At 74.4% G+C, this 13,250-nt stretch carries 5 protein-coding genes; 3 read left to right on the top strand and 2 right to left on the bottom strand.

Going from position 1 to position 13,250, the window contains the following annotated elements:
• The first annotated feature begins 42 nt into the window (after positions 1 to 42).
• Together ACZDWJ_RS16230 and ACZDWJ_RS16225 are read left to right on the top strand one after the other, a co-directional pair.
• Positions 43 to 4,770: an Lhr family helicase gene (locus tag ACZDWJ_RS16230; RefSeq protein WP_463522553.1), complete on the top strand. Its 4,728-nt coding sequence runs from the start codon at positions 43 to 45 to the stop codon at positions 4,768 to 4,770.
• Positions 4,763 to 5,560, top strand: coding sequence for a DNA-formamidopyrimidine glycosylase family protein (locus ACZDWJ_RS16225; protein WP_463522551.1), 798 nt, complete (start codon positions 4,763 to 4,765; stop codon positions 5,558 to 5,560). The genes ACZDWJ_RS16230 and ACZDWJ_RS16225 overlap by 8 nt, the downstream gene beginning before the upstream one ends.
• 31 nt (positions 5,561 to 5,591) lie before the next feature.
• Here the strand turns inward: ACZDWJ_RS16225 and ACZDWJ_RS16220 are convergent, their stop codons facing one another.
• Positions 5,592 to 5,891: a helix-turn-helix domain-containing protein gene (locus ACZDWJ_RS16220; RefSeq protein ID WP_463522549.1), complete on the bottom strand. Its 300-nt coding sequence runs from the start codon at positions 5,889 to 5,891 to the stop codon at positions 5,592 to 5,594.
• Positions 5,892 to 6,100: 209 nt separating this feature from the next.
• Here ACZDWJ_RS16220 and ACZDWJ_RS16215 point away from each other — a divergent pair, with 209 nt between their 5' ends.
• Positions 6,101 to 7,876, top strand: coding sequence for a glycoside hydrolase family 15 protein (locus tag ACZDWJ_RS16215; protein ID WP_463522547.1), 1,776 nt, complete (start codon positions 6,101 to 6,103; stop codon positions 7,874 to 7,876).
• Between the two features lie 86 nt (positions 7,877 to 7,962).
• Here ACZDWJ_RS16215 and ACZDWJ_RS16210 read toward each other — a convergent pair whose 3' ends face one another.
• Positions 7,963 to 13,245 (bottom strand): ExeM/NucH family extracellular endonuclease, encoded by a 5,283-nt coding sequence (locus ACZDWJ_RS16210; RefSeq protein ID WP_463522545.1) that lies wholly within the window; start codon positions 13,243 to 13,245, stop codon positions 7,963 to 7,965.
• Positions 13,246 to 13,250: the final 5 nt, after the last annotated feature.

Here is a 13,250-nt window from a genome sequence, read left to right as displayed (position 1 = left end):
CGGGCGAGCGGGACTGTCGGCGGCGTGCGTCAAGATGACGGCGTGACCCATCCGGCCCTCGAGCGCTTCAGCGACCCCACGCGCACGTGGTTCGCCGCGGCCTTCGCCGAGCCCACCCCCGCCCAGCAGGGGGCCTGGGAGGCGATCGGCGCCGGACGCCACGCGCTGGTCGTGGCGCCCACCGGCTCGGGCAAGACCCTCAGCGCGTTCCTGTGGTCCCTCGACCGCCTCCTCACCGCGCCGCGCCCCGAGGAGCGCACGCAGCGGTGTCGGGTCCTCTACGTCTCCCCGCTCAAGGCGCTGGCCGTCGACGTCGAGCGCAACCTGCGGGCCCCGCTCGCCGGCATCCGGCACACCGCCGACCGGCTCGGCACGAAGGTCAACGACGTCGAGGTCGGGGTCCGCTCCGGCGACACCGCCGCCGCCGACCGGCGACGCCTCAGCACCCGGCCCCCCGACATCCTCATCACCACGCCCGAGTCGCTGTTCCTCATGCTCACCTCCGCCGCGCGCGAGTCGCTGCAGGGCGTCGAGACCGTGATCGTCGACGAGGTCCACGCGGTCGCGGGCACCAAGCGCGGCGCGCACCTCGCGCTCACCCTCGAGCGGCTCGACGCGCTGCTCGAGCGGCCCGCCCAGCGCATCGGGCTCTCCGCCACCGTCCGCCCCCTCGAGGAGGTCGCCCGCTACCTCGGCGGCACCGCGCCGGTCGACGTCGTCTCCCCCGCCTCCAGCAAGCAGTGGGACCTCCGCGTGGTCGTCCCGGTCGAGGACATGACCTCCCCGCCGCCCGCGCCCGAGACGCTGCCGCCGCCGCGGTCGGGCGCCGTCGAGGAGCCCCCCGCCGATCCCGACCTCCCGGGCGACCTCCCCGACGACCTCTTCGACCCCTTCGACGCCGGTCCGTCGGAGGAGCCCAGCCGCGCGGCGTCGCTGTGGCCGCACGTCGAGGAGCGCGTCGTCGATCTCATCGAGCAGCACCGCTCCACCCTCGTCTTCGCCAACTCCCGCCGCCTCTCCGAGCGGCTCACCGCGCGCCTCAACGAGATCGCCACCCGCCGCGCCGGGGGCACGCCGGTCGGCGCGCCGCCCGCGGCGAAGATGGCCCAGAGCGGCCTCACCGACTCCCCGCGCGGCGACGAGCCGGCCCCCGAGAACGAGGTGGTCATCGCCAAGGCCCACCACGGCTCGGTCTCCAAGGAGCAGCGCGCGCTCATCGAGGACGACCTCAAGCGCGGCCGGCTGCCGGCCGTCGTGGCGACCTCCAGCCTCGAGCTGGGCATCGACATGGGCGCCGTCGACCTCGTCGTCCAGATCGAGTCGCCGCCGAGCGTCGCGAGCGCGCTGCAGCGCGTCGGACGCGCCGGCCACCAGGTCGGCGAGGTCTCGCGCGGCGTCCTGTTCCCCAAGCACCGCGGCGACCTCGCCCAGACCGCCGTCGCGGTGCAGCGCATGCGCACGGGCGCCATCGAGTCCCTGCGGGTGCCCACCAACCCCCTCGACGTCCTGGCCCAGCAGGTGGTGGCGGCCTGCGCCCTGGAGTCGTGGGACGTCGACGAGCTCTTCGACCTCGTGCGCCGCTGCGCCTCCTTCTCCGGGCTGCCCCGCGCCGCCTACGAGGCCACGCTCGACCTCCTCGCCGGCCGCTATCCCTCCGACGAGTTCTCCGAGCTGCGCCCGCGCATCGTCTGGGACCGCGTCACCGGCACCCTCACCGGGCGCCCCGGCGCCCAGCGCCTGGCCGTCACCAGCGGCGGCACCATCCCCGACCGCGGGCTCTTCGGCGTCTTCCTCGCCGGCGCCGAGGGGCCGGGCAAGCGCGTCGGCGAGCTCGACGAGGAGATGGTCTACGAGTCGCGCGTCGGCGATGTCTTCGCGCTCGGCGCCACCAGCTGGCGCATCCAGGACATCACCCACGACCGCGTCCTGGTCACCCCGGCGCCGGGCGTCCCGGGCCGGCTGCCGTTCTGGAAGGGCGACGCGCCGGGCCGTCCCGCCGAGCTCGGCGCCGCGATCGGCTCCTTCATGCGCGAGCTCGCCGCGCTCCCCCGCGGCCAGGCCGAGACGCGCGCTCGCGAGGGCGGGCTCGACGAGTTCGCGGCCGGCAACCTCGTCACCTACCTGCACGAGCAGGTCGAGGCCACGCGCGTGCTGCCCGGCGACACCACCCTGCTGCTCGAGCGCTTCCGCGACGAGCTCGGCGACTGGCGCCTGGTGCTGCACTCCCCCTACGGCACGCCGGTGCACGCGCCGTGGGCGCTGGCCATCAACGCCCGCCTGCGCGAGCGGCTCGGCGTCGACGGTCAGGCGATGGCCTCCGACGACGGCATCGTCATCCGCATCCCCGACTCCGACGCCGAGCCGCCGGGCGCCGACCTCGTCGTCTTCGACCCCGAGGAGATCGACCAGCTCGTCACCCAGGAGGTCGGCGGGTCGGCGCTGTTCGCCGCACGCTTCCGCGAGTGCGCGGCCCGCGCCCTGCTGCTGCCCCGCCGCGACCCGGGCCGTCGATCTCCCCTGTGGCAGCAGCGGCAGCGTGCGGCGGCCCTCCTCGAGGTCGCCTCGAAGTACCCGTCGTTCCCGATCGTGCTCGAGGCGGTGCGCGAGTGCCTCCAGGACGTCTACGACCTCCCCGCCCTCGTCGACCTCATGCGTCGCGTCGAGCGGCGCGAGGTGCAGGTGGCCGACATCGCCACGCCCAGCCCCTCGCCGTTCGCCCGCACCCTGCTCTTCGGCTACGTCGCGCAGTTCGTCTACGAGGGCGACTCCCCGCTCGCCGAGCGCCGCGCGGCCGCGCTCTCCCTCGACCAGGGCCTGCTCGCCGAGCTGCTCGGACGCGCCGAGCTGCGCGAGCTGCTCGACCCCGACGTCCTCGCCGAGCTCGAGGCCGAGCTGCAGCGCACCGCCGCCGACCGCCGGGTCCGCGACGCCGAGGGGGTCGCCGACCTCCTGCGCCTGCTGGGCCCGCTGAGCACCGAGGAGGTGCGCGAGCGCAGCGTCCCCGACGCCGACGTCGCCGGCTGGCTCCAGGCCCTGGCCGGCAGCCGCCGAGCCGTCGAGGTCCGGGTGGCCGGCGAGGAGCGCTGGGCTGCCGTCGAGGACGTCGGCCGCCTGCGCGACGGCCTCGGCGTCCCGGTGCCGCCGGGCACGCCCGAGGCGTTCAGCGATCCCGTCGAGGATCCTCTCGGCGACCTCGTCGGACGGTTCGCACGCACCCACGGCCCCTTCACCGACGCCGACGTCGCCCGCCGTCTGGGCCTCGGCTCGGCCGTCGTGCGGATGACCCTCCAGCGCCTGGCCTCCCAGGGCCGCGTGCTCGAGGGCGAGTTCCGCCCCGCCGGCAGCGGCAGCGAGTGGTGCGACGCCGAGGTGCTGCGCCGCCTGCGGCGCCGCTCCCTGGCCCGGCTGCGCCAGGAGGTCGAGCCGGTCGATCCCGAGGCGCTGGCCCGCTTCCTGCCGGCCTGGCAGCAGGTGACCGCGCCCAGCGGCGGCCCGCGGCGCCGCGGCTGGTGGGGCGTCGACGGCGTCCTCGCCGCGGTCGATCAGCTGGCCGGCTGCGCGGTGCCCGCCAGCGCGCTCGAGCCGCTGATCCTCGCCTCCCGGGTGCGCGACTACGAGCCGGCCTTCCTCGACGAGCTCACCGCCACCGGCGAGGTGCTGTGGGCCGGGCACGGCACGCTCGCCGGAGCCGACGGCTGGGTCTCCCTCCACCTCGCCGACCAGGCTCCGCTGACGCTGCCGATCCCCGACGCCCAGCCGGTCTCCGAGCTCGCGCAGGCGCTGCTCGAGGCCCTCGCAGGCGGCGGCGCCTGGTTCTTCCGCCAGCTCGCCGACCAGGTGGGCGCAGCCGGACACCGCGCCTCCGACGCCGAGCTGTCGGCCGCGCTCTGGGAGCTCGTGTGGGCCGGCCACGTCGGCAACGACACGCTCGTGCCGCTGCGCGCGCTGGTGCGCGGAGGCACCCCGTCGCATCGCTCGAAGCGACCGCCGCCGCGGCCCCGGCTGGCCTCCACCACCACCGGCGGCGGACGCCGCCCGGTGCGCACGGTGCGCACCGGGCCGCCCGAGACCGCCGGCCGCTGGGCCCTGCTGCCGGAGGTCGACGCCGACCCCACGCGGCGCGCCCACGCCACGGCCGAGCGGATGCTCGAGCGTCACGGCGTCGTCGTGCGTGGCGCGGCGGTCAGCGAGCGGGTCGAGGGCGGCTTCTCGGCGGTCTACAAGGTGCTCTCGGCCTTCGAGGAGTCCGGCCGCTGCCGTCGCGGGTACTTCGTCGCCGGGCTCGGCGCCGCGCAGTTCGGCACCGCGGGCGCCGTCGATCGGCTGCGCACCTTCAGCGAGGTCGGCCCCGACGAGAAGCCCGTCGCGCTCGCGCTGGCCGCCACCGACCCCGCCAATCCCTACGGCGCCGCGCTCGGATGGCCCGAGCGGCCCGGCGACGCCGAGGGGCACCGCCCGGGGCGCAAGGCCGGTGCGCTCGTCGTGCTCGTCGACGGCGCCCTCGCTCTCTACGTCGAGCGCGGTGGCCGCACGCTGCTGAGCTGGACCGACGACGAGGCGCTGCTCGTGCCGGCCGCCACCGCGCTCGCCGAGGCGGCCGGGCGTGGCGCGCTCGGGCGTCTCACCGTCGAGCGGGCCGACGGCGCGCCGCTCCTGGGCGCCGGCTCCTCGCCGCTGCGCTCGGCGCTCGAGACCGCCGGGTTCGTCGCGACCCCGCGCGGACTGCGGCTCGACGGTCGCGCCGAGGCGCGCGGGGGCGCCCGTGCCTGAGGGCGACACCGTCTACCGGGCCGCCCGGCTGCTCGACCGTGGGCTGGCAGGCCGACGGCTGACCCGCAGCGACTTCCGCGTCCCGTCCCTGGCCACGGTCGAGCTCGCCGGCGCGCTCGTCAGCGGCACCGCGTCCTACGGCAAGCACCTGCTGACCCGTCTCGACCCCGACGACGGACCGGGTTGGACGCTCCACACCCACCTGCGCATGGAGGGCTCCTGGCGGCTGTTCCGCCCGGGCCAGCCGTGGTCGCGCCCCGAGCACCAGGCCCGCGTGGTGCTGCGCGCCGAGGGCGTGGTGGCGGTCGGCTTCTCCCTCGGCGTCGTCGAGCTGGTGCCGCGCAGCGAGGAGGCCGGACTGGTGGCCTACCTCGGCCCGGACCTGCTCGGCGACTTCGACGCCGACGAGGCGCTGCGCCGCCTGCTCGCCGACCCGGAGCGTCCGGCCGGCGAGGCGCTGCGCGACCAGCGCAACCTGGCCGGGCTCGGCAACATGTACGTCGCCGAGCTGCTCTTCGTGTCCGGCGTGCACCCGCTGCGTCCGGTCGGCGAGATCGCCGACCGGCTCCCGCGGATGATCCGGCGCGGTCGACAGATGCTCGAGGTGAACAAGGAGCGTCCGATCCAGACGACCACCGGCGACCTGCGCGAGCGCGAGCGGCACTGGGTCTATCGGCGCGACCACGCCCCGTGCCGCCGCTGCGGGGGGCGGATCCGCGTCGAGCAGCAGGGTCCGCAGGGGCAGGAGCGCACGGTCTACTTCTGCCCGACCTGCCAGCCTCTCGGGTGAGGTCCGGGACCCGACCGGCCGGCGCGGGCCGTCAGGCGGCGGAGGGCACGACCTCGGCGTCGGCGCGCACGGGGATCGGAGTCGGCGCGAGGGCGGACTCCTCCAGCGCGACGGCGTCGGAGACCGACCGCAGGACGACCGAGAGCGGGAGGTCGAGCGCCGAGCACAGCGAGGCGAGCAGCTCGGAGGACGCCTCCTTCTGGCCGCGCTCGATCTCGGAGATGTAGCCGAGGCTCACACGCGCCTCGGCGGAGACCTCGCGCAGGGTCATGCCACGCTGCATCCGCTGGTCGCGGAGCACGTCGCCGAGGAGTCGACGGAACAGCACCATGGGAGACCTCCCTTCCTGTGGTGGTGCCAACGCTACCGGAGCGGTGGATCTTCCCGCCGCAGGTGGGGTGATCTGACGCACGATCGTGGCCGATCCGCCGTCCGGCCCGGCGTCCGGCCGCAGCCATCGGCGCCCCGTGCGTCCGAACGAGACCGCTCGGCACCCCTTCGGCGGCCCGCTGCGACGGGCCCGGCCGTACGCTCGCCCGCATGCCCCTGCGGATCGAGGACTACGCGCTCATCGGCGATCGGCGCACCGCGGCCCTGGTGGGCACGAACGGCTCGATCGACTGGCTGTGCCTGCCCCGCTTCGACTCCCCCGCGTGCTTCGCCGGGCTCCTCGGCAGCGACGACCACGGTCACTGGCAGCTCGAGCCGATCGGCGCCTACGAGGTGAGCCGGCGCTACGTCGGCGACTCCGGCGTCCTGGAGACGACCTTCACGACCTCCGAGGGCGAGGTCCGGCTCACCGACCTGATGCCCCGCGGGGACGGGCGCGCCGACGTCGTGCGGCGCCTGGAGGGCGTGCGCGGGGTCGTGGAGATGCGCCACGAGTGGCGGGTCCGGCTCGACTACGGCTCGGTGCGGCCCTGGGTGCGCCGCCAGCGTCTGGGCGAGGAGCACGTCATCACCGCCATCGGGGGCCCCGACCGCCTCGTGCTGCGGGGTCCGCGGCTGCCGAGGGCCACCGACCACACCCACACCGACCGGTTCGAGGTCGCGGCCGGCGACGACCTCGTCTTCGCCACCGTGTGGATGCCCTCCCACGAGCCCCTGCAGGACCTCGGCCCGCTCGAGCATCTCATCGAGGAGACCCGCGCCGACGACGAGGCGTGGCTGCGGCACGGCTGCGACGAGGTGCCGCACGCGGAGGCCGTCCGACGCTCGCTGCTCACCCTGCGCCTGATGACCCACGAGGAGACCGGCGGCATCGTCGCCGCGCCGACCACCTCGCTGCCCGAGCTGATCGGCGGCTCGCGCAACTGGGACTACCGCTACTGCTGGCTGCGCGACGCCGCCCTCACCATCGGCGCGCTGCTGCAGGCGGGCTACGCCGAGGAGGCGCGGCTGTGGCGCGACTGGCTGCTGCGCGCCGTCGCCGGCGACCCCGAGGACCTCCAGGTGCTCTACGGCGTCGACGGCGCGCGGCGACTCCCCGAGCACGAGCTCGACCACCTCCCCGGCTACGAGGGCTCGCGCCCGGTGCGCATCGGCAACGGCGCGGTCACCCAGCTGCAGCACGACGTGCTCGGCGAGGTCATGGAGGCCATGGCGCAGCTGCGCGAGCGGGGCGAGGACCCCGACGGCAACGCGTGGGCGCTGCAGCGCACGCTCGTCGACGAGCTCGCCCGGCACTGGCAGGAGCCCGATCGCGGCATCTGGGAGATCCGGGGCGAGCCGCGGCACTTCACCCACTCCAAGGCGATGATCTGGGTGGCCTTCGACCGGGCGGTCAGCGCCGTCGAGCGCTACGACCTGCCGGCCGCCCCCGCCTCGGTCGAGCGCTGGCGCGCGATCCGCGACGAGGTGCGCGAGCAGGTGCTCACCCGCGGCTTCGACGCCGAGCGCAACACCTTCGTCCAGCACTTCGAGGGCCACGACCTCGACGCCTCGGTGCTGATGCTCTCCTGGCACGGGCTGATCGAGCCCGACGACCCGCGGATGCTCGGCACGATCGAGGCCGTCGAGCGCGAGCTGCTGCGCGACGGCCTGGTGCTGCGCTACCGCACCGACTCCGGCGTCGACGGGCTCGAGGGCGAGGAGCACCCGTTCCTCGCGTGCTCGTTCTGGCTGGTGAGCGCCTACGCCGGCGCCGGCCGGCGCGACGACGCCCGCGCGCTGCTCGATCGGCTCGTCGGCCTCACCAACGACGTCGGGCTGCTCGCCGAGGAGCACGACCCCACGACCGGTCGCGCGATCGGCAACTTCCCGCAGGCCTTCAGCCACCTCGCGCTGGTCAAGGCCGCCTACGACGTCGTCGGCTGAGTCCGCGCGACCCACGCGGACGCGGCAGGGCCCGCCCGAGCAGTGCTCGGACGGGCCCCGTCGTCGTGCGGTGTGCGGGGGAGCGATCAGCGCGAGCTGACGTAGATCCCCTCGCGGGCCGAGCCGCCGTTCACGTCGCCGCTGCCCGCGTAGCGGACGACGACGGTGTGCGGACCGGCCTTGGCGAACGGCGCGAGCCGGACCAGGACGCGACCGTCCTCGCCGAGCCAGGCCGTCGTGGTGCGGCCGTCGGCCGTGATGGTGACCCGGCCCCGGGGCACCAGCGAGGAGTACTGCGCGTCGACGGCGATGCGGAGGAACACCTTGGTGGTGCCCGCCACGACCCGGTCGGGGGTGTGGCTCACCGAGACGAACGCCGCCGCCTTGCGCACGACCAGGCTGATCGAGCGGCTCGAGGCGGCCACCTCGTCGGTGCCGAGGTAGCGCACCTGCACCTGCTCGCGACCGGCCGTCGCGAACGGGCCCACCAGGAGCGTGGCCTTGCCCGAGCGCAGCGTGGCGCGGTCGACCTCGGTGCCGTCGACGAACGCCGCGACGACGCCGTCGGCGACGGGCTCGCCGCCGGCGGTGACCTCGACCTTGAGCGGCGTCCGCGAGCCGCGGACCACCGGGTTGCTCGCCGGCGGCGTCACGGTGACGACGCTGGCCTGCTTCCCGACCGTCGTGGTGAGGGTCGTCGAGGACGGCGCGGTGGCGTCGTCGCCGAGGTAGCGGACGGTCAGCGTGTGGCTGCCGGCCGACAGGGTGCCGGCCTTCACCGTGATCGTGACGCTGCCGTCGGCCAGGGTGCCGGTGCCCAGGAGGGTGTCGCCCTCGCGGACCTCGACGGTGCCCGTGGCGGTGGCCGGGGCCACCGTGGCCTTGACGACGGTGTCCTGGCCGGAGGCGACGTCGTCGGCCGTGGCCGTGATCGACGACTCGGTCGGCGCGGCGGCCGGCTCGGCCGGGATCGTGACGGTCGTGCCCGACGGGGACGCCTTCAGCTCGACGACGTCGCCGGTCTTCACCGACGCCGGCAGCGTGAGGTCGATCTTCGCCAGGCCGTCGGCGACGGCGAAGGGCTGGCCGACCTGCTCGGTGGTGCCGTCCGCGTGGCGCAGGGTGGCCGTCACCGAGGTGTTGGCCGGGGCGCCGAGCGAGGTGAGGTCGAGCGTCTTCGGGTTCAGCGGGTACGTCGGGGCCGTGGTGGCGCCGACGCCGAGGGTGAACGTGGAGGCCACGCCCGCCTGCAGGCTCGCCGGCAGGTCGGTGGAGAAGACCTGACGACGGGCGTAGTCGGGCTTCACCGGCGCCTGCGCCGCGAGGTAGTCGCGCCACAGCTGGGCGTCGAGCAGACCGGTGTCGACGGTGGTGCCGGCCTTGAACGCGCGGAAGTTGTCGCCTCCGGCGGCCAGGAAGGTCAGCGTCGAGACCTTGTAGGTCTTCTTCGGGTCCAGCGCCGTGCCGTCGATGCGCACCGAGGTGATCCGGCTCCCGGCCGGCTTGGTCGGGTCGGCGGTGACGGCGACGTTGCGGCTCAGGCCGAGCTGCAGGTAGGGCCGCGACGGGACGGTGCCGTCGGGGTTGGTCTGCCACTGCTGCTCGAGGACGTCCTTGAGCTGCGCACCGGTGAGGCTGACGACGGCGACGGTGTTGTTGAACGGCAGCACCGCGTTGGCCTCGGCGTAGGTGACCACGCCGTCGGTGTTGGCCGGGTTGGAGGTGGTGTCGCCCTTGTAGAGCAGCTCCGCGCGCAGACCGCCGGGGTTGGTGATGCCGAGGTCGACGTCGGCCTGGCTCTTGATGCCCTCCTTGAGCGCGTCGGCCACGAGGCCGCCGAGCGTGGACTCACGCGACCGGTCGTCGCGGGCGCCACCGGCGTAGGCGGTGGTGATGTCCGCGGTGATGGACCCGACCGGCTGGTTGCCGACCTGGGCGGCCTTGGCCAGCGCGGCGTCGGTGATCTCCTTGACCTTCGCCACCCGCGGGTAGGAGAGGTCCTCGGCGGCCACCCGGGCCACGTTGCGCTGGGTGTAGGCGGTGACCTCGTCGGTGGCGCGGTCGACGGTCAGGCGGACCTGGCCGATGTTCTCGCCGTAGGAGCCGGTCTGCAGGATCGGGCGGGTCTTGCCCTGGACCCCGGGGATCGGGCCGTCCCACGCGTACTGCTTGTGGGTGTGGCCGGTGAAGATGACGTCGACCTTGGCCGAGGTCTTGGTGACGATGTCGGCGAAGGCGCCGCCGGCGGCGACCTCCTGCTCGAGGGTCGCGCCCTCGGGCGTGCCGTCACCGGCGCCCTCGTGGTACTCCGCGACGATGACGTCGGCCTCGCCGTTGGACGGGTCGCCGTCGGAGAGCTGGGCCGCGACGCGGTTCGTGGCCGCGACCGGGTCGCCGAAGTCGAGGTCGGCCACGCCGTCGGGCGAGACGAGCGTCGGGGTCTCCTGGGTGACCGTGCCGATGACGCCGACGGTCAGGCCGTCGGCCTGGAAGGTGGCGTACTCCGGCAGCGCCGGCGTCGTGGTGCCCTTCTTGTAGACGTTCGCGCCGAGGTAGTCGAAGTCCGCACGGTCGCTGACGCGGCCCTGCAGGTCGGCGAAGCCGCGGTCGAACTCGTGGTTGCCCACCGCCGAGGTCCTCAGCCCGAGGGCGTCGAGGACGTCGAGGGTCGGCTCGTCCTTCTGCACCGCCGAGGCGAACAGCGAGGCGCCGATGTTGTCGCCGGCCGAGAGGAACAGCGTGTTGTCGGCGCCGGCGGCGTCACGCAGCTGCTCGATGGTGGTGGCGAACCTCGTGGTGTTGGCGTCGATGCGACCGTGGAAGTCATTGATGTTCAGCAGGTTGATCGACGCGGTGTCCGCGGGTGCCTTCGGGAAGGTGAGGCCGACGACCTCGGGGTCGTGGTCGGAGGCGCCGTAGGGGTTGGGCCGATACAGGTCGGTGACGTTGTTGTTGTAGCGGCTGTACTGGAAGCCCACCGTCTCGACGGAGTTGATGTTCCAGATGTCCGCACCCGTGACGAGCGACATCGCAGCGGCGTTGCCGAGGACGTGGTCGAGCGAGCCGGACAGGCCGCTGAAGGAGTAGGTCTCCTCGCCGGGGGTGTCGGACTCGACGAGCTCGTAGCCGGCGTCCTCCAGCGCCTGGATCGGGTCCTCCATGGAGTAGGAGTTGAAGTCGCCCACGAGGAAGACCGCCGAGAGGCTGCGCGCCTGCTTCACGGTCTCGGCGAAGGCGGCGACCGCCTTGGCCTGACCGATGCGGTCGGCGTTCCAGGCGCCCTGGCCCTGGTCGGCGTTGTCGCCGGTGGCGCCGCTGGCGCCCTTGGACTTGAGGTGGTTGACGATCACCGCGAACGCGCGGGAGTCGGGGTCGCCGGTCTTCTTGAAGGCCTGGGCGAGCGGCTCGCGGGCGTTGTCGAAGTTGGTCTGGTCGTCGAGGATCAGCGAGGCGCCCACGGGGCTCACCAGGGCCGGCTTGTAGATGAAGCCGGTGCGGATGACGTCCTCGTCGGCCAGCGCCGGGCGGGTCGCCGGCGAGGGCACGTAGGCCCACACGGTGGAGCCGGCGTCGGCGTTGAGCGAGGCCACGAGGGACTTGATGGCGGCGTCGCGGTCGGGGCCGAACTTCGCGGAGTTCTCCAGCTCCTCCAGCGAGACGATGCCGGCGCCGAGAGCATTGATCGCCGAGACGATCTTCGCGCGCTGCCGGGCGTGGTTGGCGGCGTCGGCTGCGCCACGCGGACCCTGGCCGCCGCTGGCGGTGGTGCAGGTGTTCACGGTGACGTGGTTGCCGGCGCGGTCGTCGTAGAACGAGCAGGTGCCGCCCGCGGCGACGATGTCGGCGCCGGTGGTCGGGAAGAAGTTCAGGACGTTGAAGGTGGCGATGTGCACGTCGCCCCCGACGGCCTCGGGCGCCGCGGTGCGGGTGTCGGCGAAGGTCGCGACGTCGTCACCGAGACCGGTGACGGGCGTGCGCGGCTGCAGCTTCCACAGGCTGTTGCGGTAGTCGAGGACGAAGGCGCCCTTGAGCGTGGCGGTCGCGCCGACCCGCACCGGGTGGGTGGCGTCGACGTACGAGGACGGCGTGCCACTGGCGGCCCCGTAGAAGCTCTCCGACTTGCCGTCGTCGAGGGTGACCAGGCGCTGGGCGTTCTGCGCGGTGATCTGCTCGGGCGAGCCGGTCTGGAAGTCGCGCACCTCGGTGGGCTGGATCAGCGGCGTCGTGCCGGTGGCCAGGCCGATCTCGCCGTACTGCGAGGCGTTGTAGGAGTTGGTGACGGTGAGGTCGTCGGTGAGCTGGAGCAGCTCGCCCTCGTGCGCCTCGCGGTCGGCGTCGGTGGTGTACCAGGCGGTGCGACGCGGGGTGACCGCGGCGAGCGCGGGGGTCACCGCGGTGATGTCGCCGGCGGCCGCGACCGTGATCTGGGTGAGGCCGCCGAACTCGCCGGCCTTGCCGGTGACCTCGACGGAGTCGCCCACGGCGGGCAGGGAGGTCAGCGAGGGCGCGTAGACGAAGATCGCGTCGGAGGCGCCCGGCGTGGCGTCGTCGCCGCCGGTGCCGGCGGTCTGCAGGTAGAAGCCCTTGAGGCCGCCCGCGGGGTAGGACGCCGTGACGACGCCCTGCGTGCGCACGGTCTGGCCGGAGAGCGGCGTCGTGGTGCCGGTGCCCTGGATGGCGGCGATGGCCGTCAGGTCGGGCGCCGGCGGGACGTCGCCGCCCGTGCCGCCGCCCGAGCCGCCGGTCCCCTTCGGGGTGGGACCGCCGGCCGTGAGGTCGGTCGAGTTGTCGTCGGTGTCCTTGCCGGCCCCGCTGCGCGCGAGCGAGGTCGTGTTCGTTCCCGCCGGGGCGGCCTTGGTCTCGAAGGTGTTCGAGGTGCCGTAGCCGACGAGGTCGACGACGTCCGCGCTGCCCTTGAACGGGACGGCGGGCGTGATCGCGGTGGTGCTCTTCGCGATGAACACGGTGCCGTTGGTCGCGCTGAGGTTGATGGTGCCGGTGACGTCGGGGGTCGGCAGGGCCGAGCCGACGGCGCCGTTGGTGCCCTCCTGCACCAGCAGGCTGGCGCCCGCGGCGAGCGAGCCGCTGAGCGCCGTGACGCCCGACGCGGCGCCGGAGCCGCCGCTGCTGCGGTACTGCACCGAGAGGCCGGTCAGGTCGATGGCGGCGCTGGTGGGGTTGAGGATCTCGACGAAGTCGTGGGTGTACGGGGCGCCGGCGTTGCCGCCGCCTCCGTAGACCTCGCTGATGACGAGGCCCGAGCCGTCGGGACTGGCGTGGGCGGGAGAGGCGACGAGCGGTGCGAGACCGCCCACCGCGACGCCCAGGGACACGAGGCCGGCGAGACGCCGCCGGTCGGTTGAACGCATGGATG

Source organism: Nocardioides sp. B129/18, assembly GCF_055282735.1.
The sequence above is the reverse complement of the archived record's forward strand: the minus strand, read 5'-3'. Positions and strand labels throughout refer to the sequence as shown.